Here is a 24301-nt window from a genome sequence, read left to right on the forward strand (position 1 = left end):
CATGTCGAGGCGAATTATGACTATAAAAATCACCGCCGAACAGTTATCCATGCGCTTTAAAGAGCGTGTGCTTTTCCACATCCCTGAGTTAGCCATCGGCCCAAATGATGCCATTTATCTCAAGGGTGACAATGGTGTGGGCAAAACTACCCTACTCAAAATCCTTGCTGGCTTGCTCAAACCCTCTACTGGCGATGTTGTTGCGCCAAAAGATACGTGGCTGAAAAAACTGACGCGTCGCAATGGTCGTGTCGATGTGATTTATCTCCATCAATCCCCTTACCTTTTTGACGGCACTGTATATGAAAACGTAGTCTATGGAGTGAAATATCAACAAGACACGCAAAAAGATAAGCGAGCTCAAGTTATTCACGCGCTGCGCATGGTAGGTTTAGAAACCTTAGCGGACGAACATATTTCCGTGTTGTCCGGCGGTGAAAAACAGCGCGTTGCCATGGCAAGGGCTTGGATCTTAAAACCGTCGATTTTGTTGATGGATGAGCCAAGTGCGTCTTTAGACCAAGAATCCATTGAACGATTGGTGGTGATGGCGAAAGATCTTTTGGATCGTGGTTCCAGTATCGTGGTGACAAGCCATCAGGCCAACGCACTGACCGACTTATGTAAAAAACAGTGGTGGATTAAAGACAAGACTTTGATAGAGTCTCCTCTGTTGTATGTCATACCAAAAGAAACATCCCAAGAGAATGCATATGCTTCAACCAACACAAACTAGTTGGGTCATTTTGGCTGGTGGCCAAGCCAGCCGTATGGGTGGAAAAGATAAAGGTCTGATTGAGTTAAATCAGAAGCCACTCATCGAACACGTTATTGAACGTTTATCTCCACAAACTCCACGCATTTTAATTAATGCCAACCGAAACCAAGATGCGTACAGCAAATTTGGTTTCGTATTTAGTGATCAATTCAAAGATTTCCCTGGGCCTATGGGCGGTATTCACGCGGGTTTGATGCATGCTGAAACTGACTGGGTCGGATTTGTACCTTGCGATAGTCCACAAATTAACACCGACCTTGTCGAGCGTTTCTGCCAGTTTGTCAAAGAAGACAGCGATATTTTGGTCGCGCATGATGGTGACCATCAGCAACCTGTTTTTACGCTCTACCACAAGCGCGTACTGCCAAAACTCACCGCATTTTTAGAACGTGGCGACCGCAAAATCATTCTACTCTACAAAGAGTGCAATACCAGTTACGTTGACTTTAGCGACTCACCAAACTGTTTCGTCAACTTGAACACTCCGGAAGAACTGGCGCAATTTGGACAATTAGAATCATGAAACACACGCTAAACATTCCTATTCTTGGTTTTGCAGCTTATTCAGGCACAGGCAAAACCACGCTACTTGAAGCCCTATTGCCAAAACTGACTGAAGCAGGTTTACGCATTGGCATGCTAAAACATGCTCATCACAACTTCGATGTCGATAAGCCGGGTAAAGACAGCTACCGTTTACGCAAAGCTGGCGCATCTCAAATGCTGATTGCTTCTCGCAACCGTTTTGCGTTAATGACAGAAACGCCAGAAGCCGAAGCGGAGTTTGAATACCTATTAACACGTTTTGATGAAGACATGCTTGATGTGGTTTTGGTCGAAGGCTGCAAAAACATCGCGTTTCCTAAAATCGAATTGCACCGTGAAGAAGTCGGCAAGCCTTGGCTTTATCCAAACGATGAAAACATCATCGCTATCGCTTCAGACGGCGGCGAGTTGGACTCTGAACTGCCACAAATGAACATCAATGATCTTGAAGCGATTGCTCAGTTCGTTATTCAGTATGTTCAAGAAGCGAAAGTACCAAAAAACAAAGAGAAAGAAGCCGCATGTTGCGATACCCTTTCTCCTGCTTTCCTTTCTGTGGTTCAAGGCCAAGAGAAAATCCTTTCTTTGGTGAACACGGTTTCGGAAATAGAAGCATGCAAGATTGAAAACGCCTATGGCCGCGTTCTTGCGGAACATATCGTTTCACCAGTAAATGTGCCGCAATACACCAACTCCGCGATGGACGGTTATGCCATCCGCAGTGATGATGTTGACCGTGATAGCTACCAAGTGGTTGCTGAAGTGATGGCGGGCCATGCTTACGAGCAGCCTCTGGAAGTTGGTCAAGCAGTTAAGATCATGACTGGCGCACCAACACCACGTAACGGCGATACAGTGGTCATGCGTGAGCAAGCCATTCAAGAAGGTGACAAGGTCACTTTTAACGGTGCGAATATCAAAGCAGGCCAAAACGTTCGTCAAGCAGGTGAAGATCTCGCTATCGGCAGTGACGTCTTTACCGCAGGTACTCGCCTCGCCTCTCCAGAGATGGGCATGATCGCTTCGCTTGGCTTTGGTGAAGCGAATGTATTCCGCAAATTGAAAGTTGCCGTGTTCTCCACCGGTGACGAAGTACAAGCACCGGGAACAGAGCAAAAAGCGAATTCTATCTACGATTCCAACCGTTTTACCATCATGGGCATGCTTGAAAAGCTCGGCTGCGAGATCTTGGATTTCGGTATTCTGGAAGACAACGAACAGTTAATGATTGAAGCGTTGGAAAACGCATCGGCGCAAGCGGACGTGGTTATGACTTCTGGTGGCGTATCTGTTGGTGATGCGGATTACATCAAACTTGCCTTGGATAAACTTGGTCAAATCGATTTTTGGCGAATCAACATGCGTCCGGGACGTCCACTCGCGTTTGGTCAAATCAACAACAAGCCGTTCTTTGGTCTGCCGGGCAACCCTGTTGCCGTGATGGTCTCTTTCATTAACTTTGTCGAGCCTGCACTGCGTAAGATGCAAGGCGAACAAGGCTGGAAGCCTCTGAAAGTGAATGCCATCGCGACTGAAAACCTTCGCTCTCGACAAGGTCGTACCGAGTTTAGCCGTGGCGTCTATGAACTGGATGCAACTGGCCGTTTAACCGTTCGTACAACAGGCAAGCAAGGCTCTGGTATTTTGCGCTCAATGAGTGAGGCAAACTGTTTGATCGAAATCTCCCCAGCTATTGATACAGTAAAAGCGGGAGAAAGCGTGACAATTATCCCACTTCAAGGCAGAATCTAGCTCAAACTAGAAATTCAAAGGTCAGCGAGTCTGGCCTTTTTGTTTAATACAGAAACCTTTTCAGAGAGACAGCTATGGCTCGCACCATTCTTTACACTTACAAAGACCAAGACAAAGAACTGACATTCTCATACCAGCAACACCGCAACATTCAAGAAGCAGTTGCCGAGGCAGAAGGTATCGATATCACTGAGTTCCTAAAGATGGAGCAACAAATCGAAGCAGTGTCTGACACTAAAGCAGTGCGCAACTACCGCGACAACTACTTCAGAAAATTAGGCTTTAGTAAAATCACCCTAGCCCAAAAAGAAAACCTAGGCGTAGGCAAAAAGAACAAATAAGCTTAGCTGTAAACAGAAAACTCGCGATTCGTCGCGAGTTTTTTATGCATGCTATTTTTTGTTCGTGCTCTATACCCAAGCATATAGAAGTTACTTGGGTATATAAGTTACTTCGATATACAAGTAAAAGCCCCGTTTTACCTCGATGGTCTAAACGGGGCTTTAAATTTCTTCTTACTTTGTATCGAGTAAGGTTTCAGTCACTACTTGATGTTTAAGAACGCAGCGCCGCGTACACCACCTGAATCACCGTGTTTTGCTTTGATGATCTTAGGACACTTAGCTACAGACAATAAGTGTTTAGGGATGCGTTTTGGCATCTCTTCGTAAATCAATTCGAAGTTAGATAAGCCTCCACCAAGTACAACGGTGTGTGGGTCTGTTGCAGTAAACAGGTTTGCAAAGCAGATTGCTAGCAGCTCCATAAAGCGCTCGACGTGCTCTACTGCTTTCTCTTCACCCTCTGCGTGCGCTTTAATAATGTCGATCGCTTTCTTCTCTTCGCCGTAGTAATGCGCGTAAAGAAGCTCGAAACCACGACCAGATAGGTAACTATCTAAACAGCCTTTGTTGCCACAGCCACAGCCAAGTAATGGTGCGTTTTCGCCCAGGTGGAACCATGCGTCGATAGGAAGACGTGTGTGACCCACCTCACCCGCTACGTGGTTGCGGCCAGAGAATACTTTACCTTCGTAGATAAAGCCACCGCCAAAACCAGTACCAAGGATCAAACCTAGTACAGATGGTTCATCTTGAAGATCTTCGTCCCACGCTTCAGAAAGCGCGAAACAGTTTGCATCGTTTTCAATTTTTACGCTGCGACCGATTTTAGCTTCCAGATCAGCACGAAGTGGTTTGCCTTTTGCCGCAGGAACGTTAACTGTTAGTACCGTTGCATCATCGGCGTCTTCCATACCTGGCAAGCCAAGACCAATCGTACCTTCGCAGCCAAACTCTGTATCGTATTTATTCACCAATTCCGCAATGGTATCAACCAGCAGCTCGTAGTTGTCTGTTGGTGTAGGTACACGTTCCGTCGCTACACGCTCAAGCTTCTCGTTAAATGCACCAAATTCAATTTTAGTGCCACCGACATCAAAGCCGTAATACATGTATTTCTCTCCTAAAAAATGCTTCAAACGACTCTCAAAAATGGCTAGAGTCAAAAGTATAAACTGATGGCATTATCCATATCTGTACGCCTGCAAACCGTGACCGAATGCAGATTTATCCCCTCACCGAAGCCAGTTGAACAACATACCATCAACAAAAGCTCATTCCTTAGAGTCAGCTCTCGGTTTTCATCCACTCTTTGAAACGTTTCAAGTGTGGCTGGTTAGGGTCGCTTTTGACTCGAGTCTTGCTCAGCATGTAAGTTTCTCTGAAGGCTTCAAACCACAATTGAAGGCATTCCGCAGCTTTAGGCTCACCAGCTTGTTTTAAAACTAATGTCGCGACTTCGGCGGTTGAAAGATGCTGATCATTCTCGGAGCGGCGCATGATGTATTCAGACAGAGATTCCGGCTCAATGGAAAGCACAGGCAAAGATTTAAGAAAATCAGAACGACGGAATATCTTTCGTGCCTCACGCCAGCTACCATCAATAAAGATCAGCAACAATTTTTTGTTCTCGACATCTTCTTTTACCAATCGCCCTGGCTCTAGATCTTCAATTAAACGAGAGGGATCATCCACATAGTCTGCAGGAAATACAATCACCGGTTGATAACTGTCATCCTGTAGTAGCGCTAGCATCTCTTCAGACGGTTCTGTTCGGTTCCATTGATACACGTAAGTCTCTTGAATCGTATCAGCGATTAGACGACCGGTATTACTTGGCTTAAACACTTCGTTTTCAGAAACAATCAACATACATGCAATATTGGCCTTGATGTTTGGCTGAAGGTCGCACAAACAGTGTTGCTCAGAAACCTGGCAATATTGGCAACGAACCACTTTACATCCACGCGCGTTGAAAGGCTTGGTTGAGATAGATTGTCGGTACTGATATAAACGGTGGAAAGCGTGAATTCTCATGGTAAGTAATGCCAAGTAAAAAGTAGAGCGCGATTCTACTGATATTATGGCTTCGCCTCAAGATAAGCCCATCAGCAGTGTGTTGAAATAATTTCACTCTTATCTCGGTCATAGATAAAGAAATAAATAAGGGAATGACAGTGACAGAAACGACATTTCAAGAACCCTCATGGCTCAGATTAGGCTTTTTCCTTGGCGTATTATTGCTTTGTGCCATTTGGGAAAACAAATTGCCTAGAAAAACACTGACCGCTTCGCGCAGGTTTCGCTGGGTCAATAACTTGTCATTGGTCGCTTTTAACAGCCTAGTTATTGCTTTAATCATGCCTATCGCCGCCTTTCAAGCTGCGGTCATAGCTCAGGAGCAACAGTGGGGGCTGCTCAATATTCTGTCCCTCCCCGCTTGGTTAAATATTTTTCTAACCGTCATTTTGCTTGATTTCGTCATTTACGCTCAGCATGTTGTCTTTCATCATGTAAAGCCGCTGTGGAAGATTCACCGAATGCATCACGCCGATCTCGACATAGACGTCACTACAGGCGCACGCTTTCATCCCTTCGAAATAATCATTTCAATGGGAGTAAAAATTGCAGCCGTGTTTATCTTAGGTGTTTCACCTATCGGAATTGTGGTATTTGAAATTGTGCTTAATGCGAGCGCGATGTTTAATCACAGTAATGCAAAACTGGCTTTATCCATAGACCAAAAACTGCGAAACGTCATCGTTACACCAGACATGCATCGCGTGCACCATTCAGTGATAGTAAAAGAGACCCACTCAAACTTTGGTTTTTTCCTTTCAGTTTGGGACCGCTTTTTTGGGACATACCGAGCTCAGCCTAAGTTGGGTCATGATGATGTTGTTATTGGTGTGCCGGAAATTAGAGACGAAGAAGAGCAAAGATTAGATAAGCTTTTAACGCAGCCCTTTCGCTACAATAAAGAGAAGAAGTAATGGTTGAAAAAATATTGTTGGATGAAGTATGTCAACAAAACGAATAGACCAAGCCTAAACCCCTGTTAAACACTACTTCATCCTCATGATGTGTAAGAACAGATTAGTTTTCTGCTAGCTGACGCTTTTTGTTTAACTGAGTAATACCAACAAATAAACCAACAACACCAAGCACTGCACATGCCAAAGCATTGGTGTTCATTACTTGCTGTGCCTCTATTGAGCTGTATAGAAAAGCAAGGCTGAAGAAAGTGGTGGCAAAGCTCAAACCTGTCAGTACGCTGAAACCAGCAAAACTGGCCAAGTCTTTAAAATCGTTCATAACGAGTCCCTGTTTACAATCCTTAATCGAGTGTTGTGAAAATAATAATTAACGAAATATTTGGCGCGATTGACTATGTTTTCGCGCATTCCATAACCAGATAGATACCCCAAATGAGAACCCTAAAAACAGTGTCTTCATTTGTAGGGCGACGTTGTTATCTAATATTTCTAATGTATAGTGAGCGTGGGAACTAAAGATAACATTGGTTATAAGAATCAATAACATAACGACTAGGCCAGAGCGGCGATGCTTGACCAATAGATACGCTGCTAATAAGTCCAATAGTCCCAAAGCGCTCCAATACATATTCAACCAGCGTGGCGCAAAATCGTAAGGTAAAAAGCCACCAACAATGTTGTCATAAAGATGAACCACTCCGCCAACTGTCATAAAAAGGCATAAGAGAAACACGACGAATTTATCCATTACCGTTTCCTTATCTGAATGAATGAGCAAAGCATATAGAAGTCACTTAAACATTTGTAATCCCATCGCCATTTTTGAGATCGACAGTGCCATTATCAACACGATGAGAACAGTAACGGCTGCTCTACCTTCTTTATTTAGCATAGTGTTTGCTTTGTCATTGTCCCAAATCCGCCAATGCAACGACAGAATCCTCCTTTAAATCACGCCTTGGTTTATCAACTCTCGTACCTTTTCCAGCCCGCGCTGAAACACAGTATGTGCATTCGCGGGAAGGCCGCTCTCGACATCGTGCCAGAAGAACGCGAAATCATGTCCACCATCGTCTTGCGTATGAAACAGCCATGAATTAGCGAGGTCAGCACACTCACACAAAACAAAATGCCATACTTGATTTTGAAAGCCACTGTCCCATGAGCATAAATATCGTGCGGAACGAACATGTGTGATACCAGACTCCTCAGCGAGCTCCCGCTTGGCCGCTATGATGTAACTTTCATCAAACACTTCAACAGTGCCCTTGACGAGCTGAACACCCGCCAACGGATGTTTAAAAAGTAGGATCTCTTGATTTTGATTACGTAGAACGACGGGGCAAACTTTATCGATCACAAAACCACTCCTTCTTATGGCTTTAGCTTTCTCTGGATATAAAAAAATCGCATGAAGCTGCATGATTCATTCCTTTGAATTCTGGCGACATTCTAGTCAACGAGTCCCTCGAACAAAGCATTAACATCACGTTGTGATAACTAAACCCTTTAGAAATGAACGAGATGAGATGTAACTCACTTTTGCGATGCAAATAGGAGCCATTAAATGAGTAGCCGTAACAAAAAAGCAGAACCTCGGTTCTGCTTTTAGTCGGTGGAAACATCTCATTTACTTGGTCTGATGAAGCTCATACTTGTGCAGCATTGCTTGCTGGTGCCCAGCAATTTCCGCCACTTGCTCAGAACTCTCAACCATAGACTCAAGCTGCAGCTTTGTGCGTTCGCCAAGATCAGAAATATGTGTGATGGATTGAGATACATCTGCCGTCGCTCGTTCTTGTTCTTCTGTAGCAACTGAGATTTGCTCAACACGTTCTTGAATGTGCTTAACCGCGAGGTTGATATCAGAGAATGTCGATTTCACTTCATTGCTGGACTGTAGCGCGTGGGTCATTTCTTCTCTTGAATCATTAACTGCTTGGCGCGAGCGCTCTGCGGCAGTAATAAGCTCGCTCATCATTTCTCGGATGTTCGTAGTTTGTTGAGAGGTATCACTTGCAAGTTTGCGAACTTCATCAGCGACAACCGCAAATCCACGCCCTTGCTCACCAGCACGGGCAGCCTCTATTGCCGCGTTGAGAGCAAGTAAGTTGGTGTTGTCCGCGATCCCACTGATCATATCCACCATTTCACGAATCTGTTTAACACGCTGGTCTAGCTCTAACATTGACTGTTCATTTACATCCAAAGAGCTTTCTAATGACTCCAAACGTTCGCGGTTTTGTTCCACGACTTGAACCCCTTTTTCAGTGTGTTGGGTTGCAAGGAGCGAGTCCTGTGAAGATGCATTTGTCACCATTGCTATTTCACGAATAGAGGCTTCAAGCTGCGTTATGGTCGTGATCATACTCGACAACGCTTCATTTTGTGTTGCCAACCCATCACTTGTTTGTTCGGCTGCACTGTGACTTACTTCTGCCGTCTGATAAAGCGTTTCACAATTGCGCGTCACCGTTTGAATGGAGTCATGTGTGGAATCGATTACTTGATTCAACTTTCGTGCTACTTCTTTCAGCTCATAGGGGCCAACTTCTTCTGCCTTGTCACGAAAATCATGTTCGGTAAGTGCTGAAAGACGCGTTAGTACATTCCTTAACCCTCGGTTTGTCCATGACTTGAGACTAAACCAAGTAACAAGAATAATAAAAGAAATCACACACGCCGCAAACACGAGCACAACGCTCACCGATTCAATGGTCTCGTTGACCACCCGCTCCTTTTCATCGATCAACTGACCAGCGGTTTGGGAGATTTGATCAAGTAACCGCATGGTTTCATCCGCAAGCATCGAAGCCTGTTTAAACTCTGAACGTTGCAATTCCCCTTGTTCTAGTTTGGCGAGGATCAAACGCAGCACGCCCTTTTCACTAAAGCCTTGTTTCACCATCTCATATGGTGCGGTTAAGCTTGCATATTCACTTACTTCAGGATGGAAAGATTGGAAGTCTTCATAGGCGAGTTTAATACCTGCTATGCGATTTCGCATTTCTCGGTATTCTTTTTCGGCTTTGTTTAATTCTGAGTGCATCATCATGACTAAGAACGTACTTTCCATTGAGCTTGCAGAAGCAATGAAACGGTTAGCGGCATCGCTCGACTCAGGATTATCAGCACTAAGGAACGAACTGATTCGATTCATTTCCGGGCCGATAGAGCTAAGCCCATAGCGAAAACCACCAACAGCGGCATCAATATCCATTTGAATTTGTATCACCGAAGATTGCTTCAACAAAATGGACTGCGTGATGTTATGTAAACGCGCTAGTTTGGTGTCTAACTCCTCCGAGAGTTGCTGAGCTACACCAGACGCTTTCACAACCAAAGTTGTGCTTTGAGTTGCAAGAGAGTCGATTTGCTCTTTTATGAGAGGCAACTCTTTCGGCTCAGTAATCTGCATACCATGGTTGAGTAGCTTAACCATCTCCAATACATTCCTGGTTAACTTTGCGTTTGCCATCGCGATTGGTAATGCTTTTTGCGACAAGTCTTCAAATTGTTCCCCTACCTGTTCCATTCCTTTGAAACTTGAGACAGAAAGGGCTATAACAAGAGCAATGATAGTTAAAAATGTTGCACTGACAGCCTGAATCAGTGAAAGTGATGTGCGTGAGCGTTTTCGCTTTGCCATAATCAATTTTTATTCTTTCTTAAGGTTGAATCGGTTCTGCAGTGATTCCGTCACATTTGTGAGACAAAACCGTGATTTGCAGCCCATACTATGGATTGGTTATGACACTAATATTTCAGTTGTGGGTCATAGAGATGACAGGTGGTGATTTGCGTCGAGTATATTTTCCTTTGATAATCAGTGTGCTACTAAGCGCCTGCTCTTCTGGGCCTGAGCCTAGTGAGCAAGCACAGGTGACAACACCTACAAATCAGCTATTGTCGGACAACCCTGACTTGTTCGACTTTTACACAGAGTGGCACGGCACGCCTTATCGCTTAGGCGGGACACAGAAATCTGGAATTGATTGCTCAGCATTTGTACAAAAAGCGTTTGTTGAGGCTTATCAGCTCTCGTTACCGAGGACAACTAGGCAGCAATCAAAGCAAGGTGTGGAGTTAAGTTGGACAGATGCCAAGCAAGGGGATCTAGTGTTTTTTAAAACAAGACGTACAACTTATCATGTCGGAATTTACTTGGGTAACAAGCAGTTCATGCATGCATCGACGTCTAGAGGTGTGATTATTTCAAGAATCGACAACCCATACTGGGCATCTAAGTTTTGGCAAATAAGAAGAGTTACAATGTAACTCCTCTCACTCTTTAACCGGACATTGCTGTAAGTTAAAACAATATCAGTCGTAAGTCGCAACAGCATTATCGAACAGATTTTTGACCAGAGCGATGTATTCATCAAGGAACGTGATCTGTTCATTGGTCGCTTTTTTATGCCATACCCCAGCCAATATCTCACCAAGATCTTCAACAACTGCATCAGCCTCTTTCAACAATTTGAAGCGTACGCTCGAGTGAAGTTCTGGATTTTGCTCAAAAATCGCCATGATGTTTGAAGCCACCATATCGGTGACAACATCTTCGATGCTTTCGGATCCAGTGTCGCCAATTTCGGTCGTAAAAATATCTAGATTTAGAGACAAGTGCTCGATAAGAGCGAGATATCCATCGGTTTCTAAAACCACTGTTTTTCTCCGTTTATTGCAAGCCTTCGAAGCTGAAAGCAGAATAGTTTCAATAGTAAGACATGCCGAGAAAATTTCATTAACTTATTTCATATTAACAAACATTCACGAACCAACTGGATGATTTTCAAACAATTGAGCTTTGCTTCACTGAATTCGGATGCAGGGTTTCTTCAAACCTTTTTATATTTCAGCCATTTTCATGCAAACAGGTTTGGTTACGACCATTTTCTTTTGCACGATACAGCGCAGCATCGGCACTCTTTAACCATTGAGTGTGAGTTTCAAAATAAGGCTTATACTCGCAAACACCAATACTTATCGTGTAATTAATCAAAAAATCTTCCACTTTCACGATCTCTTGCTCAATTCTTTTGCGCAAACGCTCTGCGAAATAGCAAGCTTGCTCCTGGTTTGTGTGAGGAAGTAGTACCGTAAACTCTTCACCACCAAAACGACCGCAGATATCACTGCTCCTTGCTGTTTTTCTCAACAATGCAGAGGTTCGACGAATGACTTCGTCCCCTGTCGGGTGACCATAAGTATCATTCACCTTCTTAAAGTGGTCGATATCGAATATTACTAATGAGCATGGTCCGTCGATAACTTTTAAGTGAGCAAACTCATCTTTCAATGATTGCTCCCAATAAGCGCGATTAAATAAACCTGTTAAACCATCTTTGCGACTGATTTCCGACAAATGTTGATTTGTTTCTTTCAAATGAATGCGATTTCTCGCAGTTTCAGAAACATCATTGACTTGAATCGCTATGTGGCTGACCTCTCCTGAGAGCCCAATTAACGGCGTGATCACGATATCTTGATACATAAAATCACTGCTGTTTGAAACCGGAGAAAAATTGTTGAACTTAAAAAGATACGGTCGGTTTTCCCAGCTAGAAAAAGAACGAGTTTCCAGATCGGCGGCAGCTTTTATCTTGGTTTCTAGCCAAGTTCTTGGCAGCTCTTCAAAATGCTCAAATAAACATTCACCAAGAATTTCTTGTGATAGAATGCCACTGTATGACTGCATAAAACTGTTCCACACACACACTTTATACTCTTGATCCAAAACAATAAGCCCTGAATCCATCGTATCGAGAATTTGTGTGACCCAATGAAAGTCTGCTATGTCCAGCGTGATATCGGACATTAGATTAGCTCCATGATTTCATAGATTATTTCTACGGATGGCTTATCAATTAAAAACAGTACCTCGCACTCGAAATCGAGCGCTTCTGCCATGTAGGTGTATTCGATAGTAAAGAGCTCACCCAACTCGCCTTGCTCTTCACAATAAGGTGTTAAGGTATCCACAATGCCTGGCTGACGAAGTGAGAACTGCTTGTCGAGTTGATCGCCCAATGATGTGAGAAATGACGAAACCAGTAGGTTAGAGATATTCAAGATGATTTCATTATGAGGCGTAAACTCAAGGAGGTAACCTAATTTTTCCCCAATCTGATTGATATCCCTACCACGTAAGCACACCAGTGCCTCTCCGTGAATACCACCACCGACAAACCTCTGCGCTACCGCAACGGAACTGTCACGCCCAACCACATCAACCAGTGTCATATGAAGCTCGCCGTAGGACAACGGTCCAACATGAGGAACAGGAAGTTGTATGAACTCATGTAAATGGTCGGCCATAATCGCAGCCCCTTTACCAAGGGCAATGTTCGCAATTTCACGGAATTTGGCTAGTAAGGAAAGCTCTTCGCAACCCTGGTTTTTAGAATCAACCGAATGACTAGGTTTGAACGCATAATGCAGTCCTAATTGTTCGTATAGTGGGAGCACCTGCTCTTCTGTCAGAGGCTTAGCGATAAAAGCTTGAGCACCAAGACCGAGACAGCGCTGTTTTGCCTCTTGTTGAACATCTCCAGAAATAATGACGATTTTGGTCGGGTACTGACTAACAGGTAATGATTCGAGGACCTCAAAACCATCCATTATGGGCATCGTTAAATCGAGAAACAAAATATCGATATTTTGCTCAGCAAGAATATTAAGCGCCTCATAACCATCTTGCGCTTCAATAAGATGCAATGATGTATCTTGTACGATAGAACGCGCAATAAGCTTTCTTGCAACAGCTGAGTCATCACATATCAGTATTTTCATGCCACCAATGGAACTAACGTCAAAAAAATCATAATACCTGTTGTAAACGTTCATCTCCATATGCTAAGCCAACAAATCAGAGGCTTATAAGCGATTTGATTCACATTTATACAAATTGACTACACTAAGAGGAAGGTTTCTTTACTAAGTATGCTCAACATAGCGCCAACTCCCTGCTATTTATCCTAAACTATTGGTGGTCAAATAGATTCGCGAGGTTTTGTATGTGGCAAGCAATATCGCAACAGCTTTCTGATACTTTATTGTTCGATTACCAGATCACGGAAAAAGTAAGGCTGTCTGGTGGGGATATCAGTGAAAGCTACATGATCAATGATGGCGAGCAACGTTATTTTGTGAAAATTAACGATCGCGAGTTTTTGTCTAAATTTGAGGTAGAAGCTGAAAGCCTGCATCTTTTGCGTGAAACATCCACCCTATTTGTACCTGAGGTGGTATTGGTTGGTAAAACCAAAAATGCCTCATTCCTAATTCTTAACTACCTTCCAACGAAACCATTAGAAGATGGTCCCAACAGCTTTAAATTTGGGCAGCAATTAGCTCACCTACACCAGTGGGGCGAGCAAAAAGAGTTTGGTTTTGATACCGACAACTATCTCGGTTCGACTCTACAGCCCAACAAATGGCACAAGAAATGGTGTGTATTCTTTGCTGAGCAACGCATAGGTTGGCAATTACAGCTCCTTAAAGAAAAAGGCGTCACCTTGGTTGATATCGATGACTTTATCGATGTCGTAAAACAGCGGCTAGCAAACCATGCTCCGGAACCTTCTTTGTTGCATGGCGATTTATGGAATGGAAATGCGGCACTCACTGCATTCGGTCCTATCTGTTACGATCCTGCGTGCTATTGGGGGGACAGGGAGTGTGATATTGCGATGACAGAGCTTTTTGGTGGATTTCAACCAGAATTTTATCAAGGCTACGAATCGGTTATGCCACTTTCTTCAAGCTATGAGGAACGTAAAGATATCTATAACCTTTACCATGTTCTCAACCATTGTAATTTGTTTGGCGGCCATTACTTGGAACAGGCTCAACTGGTTATTAATAAAATCATTTCTTATTAATTTGGAAGCCACTGCATATTTCAAGATGTAAAATCTCGAGGCACATCACTACAGAAAATCACCCTAAGCTCAAGGTTGAGTTTGGGGTCAAGTTTTGTACTTATTTCGACTCAATTAGCAACAACTCGACCTAATATCAAAGGAGACTTAACTTTGGATTGTGCCTATTTTCCTTGTAGGCAAAGTAAGTAAAGGGCTGTGCTTCCTTGATGAATAGTGTGTTTAAAAGCCCTGCGAGATTAGGAGTTGTTGTATGAAAAATTATACCGAAAGGTATGTAAAGTGCCCGCATTGCGGACACTCTATCGGCATTACATTGGATGCAAGTAATGGTGACCAAGAGTTTTATGATGATTGCCCAGCTTGTTGCCACGCTATCCACCTAAATATGCAAGTGGATGAGTTACAAGATAAGGTCGAACTATTTATCGATGACAATTACGAATAACAGCTCGAGCATGTGAACATCAGAAATATAAAAACGCTTAAATGAAAAAGGAGCACTAGGCTCCTTTTTCTCATTCTAAAGCTGTTTTGCTACAAGAACGCGCTCAACAGTATCAACAATTGCTTGAGTCTGAGGATCAAACTCAATATTAACACGCTCCCCTACTTGTCTCACTCCGAAAAGCGTTCGCTGCAAGGTTTCTGGAATTAGGTGTACCGAAAAACGACACGCTTCAACTTCACCAATAGTTAGCGAGCAGCCATCTAAACCAATGTAACCTTTCGCTAATACATATTTCATTGATTCTTGCGGCAGTTGGAACCAAATCGTGCGGTTATTGGGCGTATCGATGATATCGACAATATCTGCCGTTAAACTAATATGACCAGACATGCTATGCCCGCCTATTTCGTCACCAAACTTAGCCGCGCGCTCAATGTTTACGCTATCCCCTTCCACCAGCCGACCTAAATTAGTAAGAGCCAATGTCGCTTGCATTAAATCAAAACTGATAAGGTTGCCTTCGATCTTAGTCACAGTTAGACAACATCCGTTGTGTGCAACGGATGCACCAATTTCTAACCCTTTACAAAGTTCATCGCTTAACTCGACAACGTGCGTTTGAAAGCGTTCTTTTTTATCAATTTTAACGACCTTCGCCGTACCCTGAACTATTCCTGTAAACATTTCTTTTTACCTATTGATTTAATACCAACTGTAGTCGAAGACTAAGCCCTAAACACTGCGCTACAGGTCGGAAATAAAGACCGCAGACGATAAAGCCATGGCTTAATGAACACTGGTTTGTTCTCATGCATGTTTCAACATTACCATGATTTGCTGCTGTTCTCAGTAAAAGCGTATCCTTAGCGTAGAGAGCGTCCAGTCAGTGTTATCGACTATTCGCTACCTAGCTATGGAATATAAACATACAATTGTTTATCATTTGCGCGGAGTTTCTCCGAGGCATTTTTTCACCTTATCGTGACTAAAATCAACCATCAGATCCGTTCACCACATCTTTTGCCCTCGAGTACTCTCATTCTTTCAACTTATTGTTCCGCTCTGGAGTATTTTTCGTGCATCGCTATAAAGAAGAAGCATCAAGTCTTATCAAATTGGCGACCCCGGTATTGATCGCATCTGTCGCTCAAACTGGTATGGGGTTTGTTGATACCGTAATGGCTGGCGGCGTTAGCGCCACCGACATGGCTGCGGTTTCTGTCGCTTCAAGTATTTGGCTACCATCCATTTTGTTTGGGGTGGGTTTATTAATGGCATTGGTCCCTGTTGTCGCACAGTTAAATGGCTCTGGTCGTAGAGTGAAGATCCCGTTTGAAATTCAGCAAGGCGTCGTCTTGGCATTGCTGATCAGTGTGCCGATAATTGCAGTCCTGCTTCAAACCCAGTTTATTCTCGGGCTGATGGATGTTGAAGCACTGATGGCTGAAAAAACGGTGGGATACATTCACGCCGTTATATTAGCAGTACCCGCTTTTTTACTTTTCCAAACGCTTAGAAGCTTTACGGATGGTATGTCATTGACGAAGCCGGCAATGGTGATTGGCTTTATCGGTTTGCTGCTCAACATTCCTCTAAACTGGATTTTCGTGTACGGCAAGTTTGGTGCACCTGAATTAGGCGGTGTTGGCTGTGGTGTAGCAACCACGATTGTTTACTGGGTCATGTTTGCCATGCTATTGCTGTATGTGATGACATCAGAGCGATTGAAAAGCATCAACCTATTTGGAGAATGGCATCGCCCACAATGGAAAGCACAAGTTCGTCTATTCAAGCTCGGCTTTCCTGTTGCAGCAGCGCTGTTTTTTGAAGTGACATTGTTTGCTGTTGTTGCACTGCTCGTTTCACCACTGGGTCCTATCATTGTGGCAGCGCATCAAGTCGCGATTAACTTCTCCTCGTTGGTATTTATGCTACCAATGAGTATTGGTGCAGCAGTAAGCATTCGTGTCGGCCATCGACTTGGTGAAGAAAACGTAGATGGCGCGCGCGTAGCGTCACGAGTCGGCATTATGGTTGGTCTAGCATTGTCCGTTCTCACAGCGATTTTAACCGTCTTGTCTCGTGAGTGGATCGCCGAGCTTTATACTAGCAACCCAGAGGTAATCACTCTAGCGATGCACCTGCTCGTGTTTGCCGCTGTTTATCAATGTACGGATGCGGTTCAAGTGATCGCAGCTGGTGCATTACGCGGCTATAAAGACATGCGAGCCATCTTCAACCGTACTTTTATTGCTTATTGGATTCTTGGGCTGCCAATTGGTTACGTCCTTGGCCGTACAGACTGGATTGTCGAGCCAATGGGAGCACAAGGCTTCTGGCTTGGTTTTATCATCGGCCTATCTTCTGCGGCCTTTATGTTAGGCGTCAGAATGCGTTGGATGCATCGCCAAGAGCCAGAAGTGCAATTGAACTTTTCAGTTCAATAAAAAGTAAAAAAAGCCAGCATCCGCTGGCTTTTTTGATCGAATAATCACACGGTTGAGTATACTTATAACAAGATTGCGAAGTGGTTGATTTTGCTCTCTAGACAACGGATACGAAGTTATAAAAAAGGATATTTGTGCGGTCTATTTTATTGTTCTTAATCTTGATTCTTAATGGTTGTGATAACTGGTTCAATCCAGAGAACGCCATGTTTGATAAGTATCATCAACGTGTAGCCAATGTATTGGACGTTCCTGCTATTCCAATAGAATTACAGTCTACGGTAACGATTCCTGCGAAACGCGTTTTGTTCGAGCCATTGCCAAGGCTATCTATTGGCCTGCTAGAGAGCTATCAATTACGACAATGCGGACTCTTTAATTTACTTGCCGAGAAAAACTCACAACTTGGAAAGGTGCAGGATGCCTTTCATGATTTTGATTATCAAACTGCCCTTTTAAGAGTCATAAATCGATGTTTATCCGAATTTCCACTTAGCGATGAAGAACGCGCGACATTGACAGAGCTTTACTCAACCAAGTGGCAACATCTAGACATTCATCTCGACAACTTACTACTCGTAAGTGATGCCATGCAAAAGCAACTAACAGCCTCTGATTGGCTATCTCAAAATACGACGAATGATATTGCACGCATTAACGATGTCTATCGTATTTTCAGCGAAATGTATGATTTACCCCACCGCGCGGTCTCACGTCTACCCGATGTGGAAGTTACTCAATATCAAGAAGAGTTAGAGAAATCTCGTTTACTCGGACGACTTTACTACTCGATGGTAAACACATCCCTTTGGTTAAAAGCAACAACTCAGCTACTTGAGCAGAACCAGAGCAACGTATTGTGCGGGCCGAACAGAGACACCACCCAGTTCCGCTACTTAAGAAATGTCTTTCAATCCATTTACGTTGAAGAAGTGCAACCTTATTTGGCTTATTTAGACAGTACCTATCAACAACTTAATGATGGTGCCACTTTGGTGGAGAACCGTATGCAACTCCATGGTCACCAGTACGGCATCATTGAGGCACATAGGACATTTAGGCAAGAAACCCTAAACCACGTTCAGTTTTGGCAGGGTCTCTTCAAACGATGTGGCGTAACCGTTGGCAACTAGTAAGTGCAGAGCGTTCTATTCCTTCAACCTTTCACGCAAGAATCGAGCAAAACGTGGTTTACCAGTATGTGTAAAACCGTTATATCTAAATGTAATGGTTGAACCAATTTTCGGAGGCTGGCGACGCACTTCATCGGTAAATCCGCTACCGATGTAAAACTCAATGCCATTTGGTAAGCGAACTAACATTGCTCCCATCATACCTAATAAGCGCCCTGTTCCTGGCTTATAACCCACAACTAACGCTTCATCATCTGCGTATCGTTTTAGTTTAAGCAAATCACTACCGCGTCCAGCCTGATAGCGGCTTGATACCTTCCGCAACATCACCCCTTCACCGTCGGATATTGAAATTTTATCCAACTGTGTAAACAGATGAGCTTCATTTTGAATGGCTCGGTGCTCGACATATTTGATATGAGGCTGGTCGACTTCAAGCACTAAGGCTTTGATGTTGTAATAACGCTTCCGATAATCACCAGCGGAATATGGCATATCAAAGATCATAAAGTCGATATGTCGCCAAGCAGACTCTACAGGAGTTTTATCTAATACCGTTTGCTGAACAAGATGGAAGTTACCTCTCCCAGCCCAAAGTTCACCGTCCAACGGATAATCAGGCAAAGGTCCTGTAAACCAATCTGGGGCGTAGATTCGATTACCATTTCTCGTCACGAGATGTTGCCCAGTCCAATAAGCGCGAACACCATCAAGTTTTTCGCTATACCAATATTCAGACACATCAATGCCATCCTGATAGCTTTGTGCAAGAGAAACTGGTGGTGCGAGAGAAGTATCCGCTTGAGGCTGTGAAGACGCAGCCATAACAGCCAACGCAATTAATGTCATTTTTAATGGCATAAGAAGACCTTGTACAAAAAATCGCCTTTATTGAAACGTAAGTCCTCTCGATGACCTATTTATTACTAGTTATTCTTCGACTCATAACAATCAACATTAGTAATAATTTGCAAAGATAATCATAAACTTTATGACAGGTTTTGCATTTAGTCGTTACACGTTATTCACGTAAGGCGGATGGTTCGTCAATCGAGGTGGAATCTAATTATGATGCCCCCCGCTCTAACGACTTCTTTCGGCTCAACACCTCTTATAAGCAAACCATTTCTGTGTGCGTTTTTGATTCTCAATTTGAGAATCAGTCCTTTCTCAAATTGAACAATATCATTAACAATATTTAACTATTTGATTTTTAATTAATTTCAAATTGGCACGTTACCTGCTCTATATCCAATTAGAAAAACAAACGGAGACAGAGTCATGGAATTACGCAAACTAGAAATCAATCAAGACAAGTTAGCCATTGAGTTTTTTGGTGACTTAGACGCAAGTGGCTGTCGACAAGCACAACATCACATTGATGAAGTAATTCACAACAATCATCACAAAGAAGTCGAAATTAACCTACAGCACGTCCAATTTCTTGATTCTTCAGGGATTGGTGCCATTGTTTACTTATATAAGCGTCTAGTTGAACGTGAAAGAAGCATGAGTATTGAAAACGTATCAGGCCAACCTTTAGAAATCATGAGCTTGCTTCGTATCAACCATGCCATTCCCGTTAACTCAAAAGGACACTAAAAATACCGGTTTAAACGGAGGTTGGCATGGTAAATCTTATACGACGATATGCAGTAAGCGGTCTTGTTGTCGGCATGTTTGGTTGTTCGTCGTTTGACTACCCAGAACACGGGAAAGGTGGCTTGGCGGAAAGCTATCAAGATATCTCGATCGAGAATTATCAGTTTTCCCCAGTGATGCCTGACGAGCCTTTAGGTCCAGAACATGGGTTAAGGTTTGATTGGCAACTGACCAAGTTACATCTAGACGCACTAATCCAAGAGGGCGCGCGCTGGTGTTTTCCTGCGGCAGTTGTTCAGGCCCTTGAAAAACAAAATAGAATTGCGCGCGAGTTAGAAGGTGGGCTTTTACTCGACGCTGTCAACGACCTTGTGATTCAGCGTCGACGCTTAAACCAGCTCGAACAACAACTCGACTACGTACTGAGCCAAACCACTTGCACACCGCCCGATGATATTGAAGCTCTACGTAGCGACCTAAACATAGTCTCGGATATCTATGCACTACTTAATATCGACAACCAGTTTGCTGTCGATTCAGCAGAAATCAACCCGAAGTACATGGGACATTTGGCAGAAGCAGCCTACATTTTACGTGACCACCCCAACCTATCTCTTGTAGTAACGGGGCATGCGGATGCAACTGGAACACCCGATTACAACCAGAAACTTGCTCAAGCGCGTGCGGAACAAGTAAAGCGTTACCTAACCGTATTTGGTATCACTTCAGAGAGAGTCACTACCAAATCTGTCGGAGATAACCTGCCACTCTATGAAGGTGAAACATCCGCCGTGCGTTTAACTAATCGTCGAGTAAGCATCGAGGTTATTAGCCCTAATTCAGATAGCGATAGCTCAATAAACCGCAACCCAACGGCAGGAGGCGCGCTATGAACACGATGAAACCATTTATCCTCTTAATGTTGTTGTGTCTGGTCGCGTGGGTACCTTCTTCCATAGCGGATGAGAGCAATACTGTTAAGGTCGGTGATTTAATACAGATTAACTTACCTGGAGAGGCGTCGTTAAACCAAGGGTTTCAGGTTGATCGTCGTGGACGAATTAATTTACCAGAAGTCGGCCCTGTATTAGTGGCCGGCTACAATGAAAAACAACTCCAAGACGTGATTATCGACAGGCTAAAGACCGTGTATCGTGACGTTAACAACGCTCGAGTTTTTATTAAACAGCAACAGTTGTTAGTGTCCGTTCAAGGCTACGTGGTCAAACCCGGTGAATATACCTTACCTTCTGGGTCCAACATTCAAATGTTTGTGTACGAAGCTGGCGGCCTGCGCGCTGGGGCTCAGCTTGATAAAATGATCGTGAAACGTGGAAATAAAAACATTGAATTTGACTACAAACGCTTCCTTGATACGGGTGACAATAGCCAGCTGCCAAAACTAGAATCACTGGATGTCTTATTTGTCCCCGCTTCCCCACTCGTAGGGAATATTGAGCAAGAGTTTGATGCAGCAAAACTCGCGAATTCAGGTGACAGCGCAGATTCCGCTCGTGCAATCAAAGTCTTTGGTGAAGTCAACGCACCTGGCTCGTTCTCATACAAGCCAAACACCACGCTAGTTGATGTCGTAATGCGAGCTGGCGGCGTGACACGATATGCCAGTGTTGAGCAAATTCGCGTGATAACAAACAATAACCCAACCATGTTTAACCTGAAAAAGTACCTTGATACTGGAGACCAAAGCCTACTGCCAGAGATCCTGCCAGGTGCCACCATCTTTGTCCCAAAACAGGAAGAAGAAATCAAAGCAGGTGCAAATGTGGTTTACGTGATGGGTGAAGTCGCCCATCCTGGGGCATACGAAGGCAAGCAAGGCGCTAGCTTCATGGATATCCTCGCCAACGCTGGCGGGCCCACTCGCTACGCAGAATCTCGCCAAATTCGCGTTATAAAAGCCGATGGCAAAGTCATCAAATTCGATCTTACCGCGCATACAGAAGGACTATCTTCAACCAGACCACCAAATGTTGGACCGGGAGACGCGATTTTCGTGCCGGAGAAAACCGATTTCAATGAGAAGTCTTGGTTAAAAGTAGCACCTAGTCGAGCGGTCGCAGTGATGGGAGAAGTTGTTCGCCCTGGACGTATCGAGTGGTCAGACGAAATGGATTTGATTGATCTGCTTGCACACGTTGGTGGCCCAACTCGACGAGCTGATACCACCAAAATTGAAGTCGCCAATAACGGTCAAATGACACAATTTGACTTAGACCAATACATTTTGGATGGCTCACCAACATCAAGCCTACCTCAAGTTTCCGCTGGTACAGTCGTAAGGGTACATGCATTGCCTGACGACCCATCCGATAATAAGTCGCAATGGGTAAGCCAAAGCTCTGACGCATCGATATACGTTTTCGGGCAAATCAATGCACCTGGGCGCTATCGTTTCACCGAAGATATGCATTTTCTGGATATTTTGTCTGCCGCCGATGGACCGACAATGGATGCAGATATTCACAACATCCGTGTCACACACCGAGGCCTAGGTTATGCCAAAGTGAGTAAATTGAATTTATCGATGTACTTTGAAACAGGCGATGAGTCAATTCTGCCCCACGTTCGTCCCGGTGATACCATTTACATTCCAGAAAAAAACAAAAACTGGTTAGATCGTTCAAAAGAGTCCACGGTACGCGTATTAGGTGAAGTAAGAGACCCAGGGCGGTACGTTTTCAATGACAACATGACTGTGCTTGATCTGTTAGCGGAAGCAGGAGGACCAACTGATAATGCCTACCTTGAAAAGATCAGTGTGGTCAATATGTCTTGCTGCCAAGGCCAAGCCCGAACATTTGATTTGGTGAACTTTAGTAAAACAGCCAACATTTATGAGCTGCCAGTCATTCGCGCAGGCGACACAATTTACATTCCCCATAAAGACGAAAGCTTTGTTGAAAAAGCGAGGGCCGGATTAAGAGATATTTTACAAATCACCACAACCATCGTGTTAATAGGAGCGTTGTAATGACTATTCCTGCAACTCACGCTGAGATTGAGCAAATTTATCTTCAGAGTGAACAGAAAGGCCACAAAACGATTTGTGTTGTGGGTTGTAAATCTGAAGATGGTGTCACTTCCGTGGCGTCATCTCTTGCAGAGCGCTTGGTTTTAGCAGGCCACAATACTTTGTATGTAGACCTTAACTTGTTCAAACCCGCTTATCACACTGTTCACGAATTTGATGATGACGAGAAGGTTGGCCATTTGATCACACGAGAGAATACACATCAAACTTTAGTCGGCCTCCCTGCTCCATCTCTCGCCAGCACTCAGTTAGCGTACCGAGACCCAACAATGCTGAAACGAAACATTGCACAATGGTTAACGCAGTACGAGCGCGTCGTGATAGATACATCACCACTTCTCAGTGTCAACCGAAGCAATATTGCGCCTCAAGTGATTGCTGGCGTATGTGATGCTACTTTGTTAGTAGCGCATTATGGTTCTACGACTGCAACCCAGCTCGAGCAAGCCAAAAAGATACTCGATGCTAGCGATGCGAACTTGATTGGTTCTGTACTGAACATGAAGCACACTCCAAGCCTGAAAGATGAGTTAATCCGCCAAGTTTCCAAGCTGCGTTTCTTACCAAAAAAGTGGAAAGAAAAACTGTCTCAGCAAATTAAAAAAAGCGAACTGTTTATGTTATAGGGAGCGCTATTATGACGATAAATAATACATTGACTATCGAGCAAGAATTAGTGGATGAGCATATTCTTCAGCAAATGATCAAAGATACGTGCGCCGAAATCATCCCTACCTTGATTGATCACTATGTCGAAGAGTCACGCGATCGCATGGAGAAAATAGAGCAAGCATTAAGCACAAAAGACCTTCAAACATTAGAGTTCGAGGTTCACACACTGGGCAGTTCTGCTCTCGCTTTAGGCAATCGAACGCTTTCAAGACAAGCAAGAATGATTGAGAAGTACTGTGTCGAAGGAAAAATACCAAAAGCATTGGAGCTTTGTGAAACACTTCCGCAACTCGCCAATGAATCGTTTGATGCGTTAGAAAAGCGAAAAGCTCAAGGGTTTGAGTAGTATCAGTGTCTTACTCCCTAGCGAAGCATCGCGTTTGATAAAGCGCGATGCCGACATCATCTCAGAAATTTAGGCTCCAAATTCAATCACCCTCGCCAAGCCACACACCTTTAAATTATTTGGGCATAACTTAATCAATTAAAAAGTATGGATTTTTCGCAAATTTCCTACCTTGTGCTAATACTTAAATAACGCTTTTCTCAAATTGAGAATTTTCAGCACTAGAGAGCTATAAACCACTCATAATGCCAAATAGTAGTGCTGACAAAAATCATAAAAAATGAAACAAACTACGTTGG

General features: G+C 43.7%; 26 protein-coding genes. 15 read left to right on the forward strand and 11 right to left on the reverse strand.

Features of this window, described 5'->3' with window-relative positions:
- Positions 1–16 precede the first annotated feature (16 nt).
- The 4 genes from R7E00_RS07180 (at position 17) to R7E00_RS07195 (ending at position 3417) form a co-directional block, all read left to right on the forward strand.
- On the forward strand, positions 17–736 hold the full coding sequence (locus tag R7E00_RS07180) for an energy-coupling factor ABC transporter ATP-binding protein (protein WP_017634914.1): 720 nt from the start codon (positions 17–19) through the stop codon (positions 734–736).
- On the forward strand, positions 714–1301 hold the full coding sequence (gene mobA / locus R7E00_RS07185; RefSeq protein WP_005377572.1) for a molybdenum cofactor guanylyltransferase MobA: 588 nt from the start codon (positions 714–716) through the stop codon (positions 1299–1301). The genes R7E00_RS07180 and mobA overlap by 23 nt, the downstream gene beginning before the upstream one ends.
- Positions 1298–3076: a bifunctional molybdopterin-guanine dinucleotide biosynthesis adaptor protein MobB/molybdopterin molybdotransferase MoeA gene (locus R7E00_RS07190; protein WP_191116138.1), complete on the forward strand. Its 1779-nt coding sequence runs from the start codon at positions 1298–1300 to the stop codon at positions 3074–3076. Before mobA ends, R7E00_RS07190 begins: the two co-directional genes overlap by 4 nt.
- Positions 3077–3150: 74 nt before the next feature.
- Positions 3151–3417: a DUF2960 domain-containing protein gene (locus R7E00_RS07195; protein ID WP_005377584.1), complete on the forward strand. Its 267-nt coding sequence runs from the start codon at positions 3151–3153 to the stop codon at positions 3415–3417.
- 203 nt (positions 3418–3620) lie between these two features.
- Here R7E00_RS07195 and nagK read toward each other — a convergent pair whose 3' ends face one another.
- Complete coding sequence (gene nagK / locus R7E00_RS07200; protein WP_005377586.1) at positions 3621–4529, reverse strand: N-acetylglucosamine kinase; 909 nt, start codon at positions 4527–4529, stop codon at positions 3621–3623.
- A 175-nt stretch (positions 4530–4704) separates the two neighbouring features.
- Positions 4705–5454, reverse strand: a complete 750-nt coding sequence (locus R7E00_RS07205) for a tRNA-uridine aminocarboxypropyltransferase (protein ID WP_054730066.1) — start codon at positions 5452–5454, stop codon at positions 4705–4707.
- 140 nt (positions 5455–5594) lie between these two features.
- Here R7E00_RS07205 and R7E00_RS07210 point away from each other — a divergent pair, with 140 nt between their 5' ends.
- Positions 5595–6410 (forward strand): sterol desaturase family protein, encoded by an 816-nt coding sequence (locus R7E00_RS07210; RefSeq protein WP_031781345.1) that lies wholly within the window; start codon positions 5595–5597, stop codon positions 6408–6410.
- A gap of 103 nt (positions 6411–6513) precedes the next feature.
- Here R7E00_RS07210 and R7E00_RS07215 read toward each other — a convergent pair whose 3' ends face one another.
- The 4 genes from R7E00_RS07215 to R7E00_RS07230 all read right to left on the reverse strand — a co-directional run bounded on the left by R7E00_RS07215 (position 6514) and on the right by R7E00_RS07230 (position 10062).
- Positions 6514–6732: a hypothetical protein gene (locus R7E00_RS07215; RefSeq protein ID WP_005389537.1), complete on the reverse strand. Its 219-nt coding sequence runs from the start codon at positions 6730–6732 to the stop codon at positions 6514–6516.
- A 48-nt stretch (positions 6733–6780) separates the two neighbouring features.
- Positions 6781–7161 carry a hypothetical protein gene (locus R7E00_RS07220; protein ID WP_005377611.1) on the reverse strand — a complete coding sequence of 127 codons (381 nt, stop codon included), beginning with the start codon at positions 7159–7161 and terminating at the stop codon, positions 6781–6783.
- Between the two features lie 198 nt (positions 7162–7359).
- The gene (locus tag R7E00_RS07225) at positions 7360–7773 is read right to left on the reverse strand and encodes an NUDIX hydrolase (RefSeq protein ID WP_053307087.1); all 414 of its coding nucleotides are present in this window, start codon (positions 7771–7773) and stop codon (positions 7360–7362) included.
- Between the two features lie 270 nt (positions 7774–8043).
- Complete coding sequence (locus tag R7E00_RS07230; RefSeq protein ID WP_005377618.1) at positions 8044–10062, reverse strand: methyl-accepting chemotaxis protein; 2019 nt, start codon at positions 10060–10062, stop codon at positions 8044–8046.
- Between the two features lie 134 nt (positions 10063–10196).
- Here R7E00_RS07230 and R7E00_RS07235 point away from each other — a divergent pair, with 134 nt between their 5' ends.
- The gene (locus tag R7E00_RS07235) at positions 10197–10691 is read left to right on the forward strand and encodes an NlpC/P60 family protein (protein ID WP_054579488.1); all 495 of its coding nucleotides are present in this window, start codon (positions 10197–10199) and stop codon (positions 10689–10691) included.
- Between the two features lie 45 nt (positions 10692–10736).
- On the opposite strand, the gene R7E00_RS07240 is transcribed toward R7E00_RS07235, so the two are convergent.
- The 3 genes from R7E00_RS07240 to R7E00_RS07250 form a co-directional block, all read right to left on the reverse strand.
- The gene (locus tag R7E00_RS07240) at positions 10737–11081 is read right to left on the reverse strand and encodes a DUF3802 family protein (RefSeq protein ID WP_005377620.1); all 345 of its coding nucleotides are present in this window, start codon (positions 11079–11081) and stop codon (positions 10737–10739) included.
- A 190-nt stretch (positions 11082–11271) separates the two neighbouring features.
- On the reverse strand, positions 11272–12234 hold the full coding sequence (locus R7E00_RS07245) for a GGDEF domain-containing protein (RefSeq protein WP_005377621.1): 963 nt from the start codon (positions 12232–12234) through the stop codon (positions 11272–11274).
- The gene (locus R7E00_RS07250) at positions 12234–13208 is read right to left on the reverse strand and encodes a response regulator (RefSeq protein WP_262606076.1); all 975 of its coding nucleotides are present in this window, start codon (positions 13206–13208) and stop codon (positions 12234–12236) included. Before R7E00_RS07250 ends, R7E00_RS07245 begins: the two co-directional genes overlap by 1 nt.
- Positions 13209–13432: 224 nt before the next feature.
- Here R7E00_RS07250 and R7E00_RS07255 point away from each other — a divergent pair, with 224 nt between their 5' ends.
- Together R7E00_RS07255 and R7E00_RS07260 are read left to right on the forward strand one after the other, a co-directional pair.
- Positions 13433–14299 carry a fructosamine kinase family protein gene (locus tag R7E00_RS07255; RefSeq protein WP_005377623.1) on the forward strand — a complete coding sequence of 289 codons (867 nt, stop codon included), beginning with the start codon at positions 13433–13435 and terminating at the stop codon, positions 14297–14299.
- A 253-nt stretch (positions 14300–14552) separates the two neighbouring features.
- Positions 14553–14747, forward strand: coding sequence for a CPXCG motif-containing cysteine-rich protein (locus tag R7E00_RS07260; protein WP_262606077.1), 195 nt, complete (start codon positions 14553–14555; stop codon positions 14745–14747).
- 75 nt (positions 14748–14822) lie between these two features.
- On the opposite strand, the gene R7E00_RS07265 is transcribed toward R7E00_RS07260, so the two are convergent.
- Complete coding sequence (locus tag R7E00_RS07265) at positions 14823–15434, reverse strand: riboflavin synthase subunit alpha (protein WP_262606078.1); 612 nt, start codon at positions 15432–15434, stop codon at positions 14823–14825.
- Positions 15435–15826: 392 nt separating this feature from the next.
- Here R7E00_RS07265 and R7E00_RS07270 point away from each other — a divergent pair, with 392 nt between their 5' ends.
- Both R7E00_RS07270 and R7E00_RS07275 read left to right on the forward strand, forming a co-directional pair.
- Positions 15827–17197, forward strand: coding sequence for an MATE family efflux transporter (locus tag R7E00_RS07270; protein WP_005377626.1), 1371 nt, complete (start codon positions 15827–15829; stop codon positions 17195–17197).
- 134 nt (positions 17198–17331) lie between these two features.
- Positions 17332–18330, forward strand: a complete 999-nt coding sequence (locus tag R7E00_RS07275; RefSeq protein WP_042522941.1) for a DUF3080 domain-containing protein — start codon at positions 17332–17334, stop codon at positions 18328–18330.
- Between the two features lie 15 nt (positions 18331–18345).
- Here the strand turns inward: R7E00_RS07275 and R7E00_RS07280 are convergent, their stop codons facing one another.
- A complete protein-coding gene (locus tag R7E00_RS07280) occupies positions 18346–19191 on the reverse strand; it encodes a DNA ligase (RefSeq protein WP_191116136.1) in 846 nt (281 codons plus the stop codon).
- A 420-nt stretch (positions 19192–19611) separates the two neighbouring features.
- Between R7E00_RS07280 and R7E00_RS07285 the strand changes: the two genes are divergently transcribed.
- The 5 genes from R7E00_RS07285 to R7E00_RS07305 are packed head-to-tail and all read left to right on the forward strand — an operon-like array spanning position 19612 to position 24002.
- A complete protein-coding gene (locus R7E00_RS07285; protein ID WP_017634929.1) occupies positions 19612–19932 on the forward strand; it encodes an STAS domain-containing protein in 321 nt (106 codons plus the stop codon).
- Between the two features lie 26 nt (positions 19933–19958).
- On the forward strand, positions 19959–20825 hold the full coding sequence (locus tag R7E00_RS07290; RefSeq protein WP_191116135.1) for an OmpA family protein: 867 nt from the start codon (positions 19959–19961) through the stop codon (positions 20823–20825).
- On the forward strand, positions 20822–22924 hold the full coding sequence (locus R7E00_RS07295; protein WP_065274523.1) for an SLBB domain-containing protein: 2103 nt from the start codon (positions 20822–20824) through the stop codon (positions 22922–22924). Before R7E00_RS07290 ends, R7E00_RS07295 begins: the two co-directional genes overlap by 4 nt.
- A complete protein-coding gene (locus R7E00_RS07300; RefSeq protein WP_054730238.1) occupies positions 22924–23610 on the forward strand; it encodes an AAA family ATPase in 687 nt (228 codons plus the stop codon). The genes R7E00_RS07295 and R7E00_RS07300 overlap by 1 nt, the downstream gene beginning before the upstream one ends.
- Positions 23611–23621: 11 nt before the next feature.
- Positions 23622–24002 carry an Hpt domain-containing protein gene (locus R7E00_RS07305; protein ID WP_005377636.1) on the forward strand — a complete coding sequence of 127 codons (381 nt, stop codon included), beginning with the start codon at positions 23622–23624 and terminating at the stop codon, positions 24000–24002.
- Positions 24003–24301 lie beyond the last annotated feature (299 nt).

It is taken from the genome of Vibrio sp. Vb1755 (assembly GCF_033338635.1).
In the GTDB taxonomy this organism is placed as follows: domain Bacteria; phylum Pseudomonadota; class Gammaproteobacteria; order Enterobacterales; family Vibrionaceae; genus Vibrio; species Vibrio alginolyticus.

What these genes read in the sequence shown, in the direction of transcription:
- R7E00_RS07180 (WP_017634914.1), top strand. Translation starts at nt 17, where the DNA reads ATGACTATAAAAATCACCGCCGAACAGTTATCCATGCGCTTTAAAGAG.
- mobA (WP_005377572.1), top strand. Translation starts at nt 714, where the DNA reads ATGCTTCAACCAACACAAACTAGTTGGGTCATTTTGGCTGGTGGCCAA.
- R7E00_RS07190 (WP_191116138.1), top strand. Translation starts at nt 1,298, where the DNA reads ATGAAACACACGCTAAACATTCCTATTCTTGGTTTTGCAGCTTATTCA.
- R7E00_RS07195 (WP_005377584.1), top strand. Translation starts at nt 3,151, where the DNA reads ATGGCTCGCACCATTCTTTACACTTACAAAGACCAAGACAAAGAACTG.
- nagK (WP_005377586.1), bottom strand. Translation starts at nt 4,529, where the DNA reads ATGTATTACGGCTTTGATGTCGGTGGCACTAAAATTGAATTTGGTGCA.
- R7E00_RS07205 (WP_054730066.1), bottom strand. Translation starts at nt 5,454, where the DNA reads ATGAGAATTCACGCTTTCCACCGTTTATATCAGTACCGACAATCTATC.
- R7E00_RS07215 (WP_005389537.1), bottom strand. Translation starts at nt 6,732, where the DNA reads ATGAACGATTTTAAAGACTTGGCCAGTTTTGCTGGTTTCAGCGTACTG.
- R7E00_RS07220 (WP_005377611.1), bottom strand. Translation starts at nt 7,161, where the DNA reads ATGGATAAATTCGTCGTGTTTCTCTTATGCCTTTTTATGACAGTTGGC.
- R7E00_RS07230 (WP_005377618.1), bottom strand. Translation starts at nt 10,062, where the DNA reads ATGGCAAAGCGAAAACGCTCACGCACATCACTTTCACTGATTCAGGCT.
- R7E00_RS07235 (WP_054579488.1), top strand. Translation starts at nt 10,197, where the DNA reads ATGACAGGTGGTGATTTGCGTCGAGTATATTTTCCTTTGATAATCAGT.
- R7E00_RS07245 (WP_005377621.1), bottom strand. Translation starts at nt 12,234, where the DNA reads ATGTCCGATATCACGCTGGACATAGCAGACTTTCATTGGGTCACACAA.
- R7E00_RS07250 (WP_262606076.1), bottom strand. Translation starts at nt 13,208, where the DNA reads ATGAAAATACTGATATGTGATGACTCAGCTGTTGCAAGAAAGCTTATT.
- R7E00_RS07255 (WP_005377623.1), top strand. Translation starts at nt 13,433, where the DNA reads ATGTGGCAAGCAATATCGCAACAGCTTTCTGATACTTTATTGTTCGAT.
- R7E00_RS07260 (WP_262606077.1), top strand. Translation starts at nt 14,553, where the DNA reads ATGAAAAATTATACCGAAAGGTATGTAAAGTGCCCGCATTGCGGACAC.
- R7E00_RS07265 (WP_262606078.1), bottom strand. Translation starts at nt 15,434, where the DNA reads ATGTTTACAGGAATAGTTCAGGGTACGGCGAAGGTCGTTAAAATTGAT.
- R7E00_RS07280 (WP_191116136.1), bottom strand. Translation starts at nt 19,191, where the DNA reads ATGCCATTAAAAATGACATTAATTGCGTTGGCTGTTATGGCTGCGTCT.
- R7E00_RS07285 (WP_017634929.1), top strand. Translation starts at nt 19,612, where the DNA reads ATGGAATTACGCAAACTAGAAATCAATCAAGACAAGTTAGCCATTGAG.
- R7E00_RS07290 (WP_191116135.1), top strand. Translation starts at nt 19,959, where the DNA reads ATGGTAAATCTTATACGACGATATGCAGTAAGCGGTCTTGTTGTCGGC.
- R7E00_RS07295 (WP_065274523.1), top strand. Translation starts at nt 20,822, where the DNA reads ATGAACACGATGAAACCATTTATCCTCTTAATGTTGTTGTGTCTGGTC.
- R7E00_RS07300 (WP_054730238.1), top strand. Translation starts at nt 22,924, where the DNA reads ATGACTATTCCTGCAACTCACGCTGAGATTGAGCAAATTTATCTTCAG.
- R7E00_RS07305 (WP_005377636.1), top strand. Translation starts at nt 23,622, where the DNA reads ATGACGATAAATAATACATTGACTATCGAGCAAGAATTAGTGGATGAG.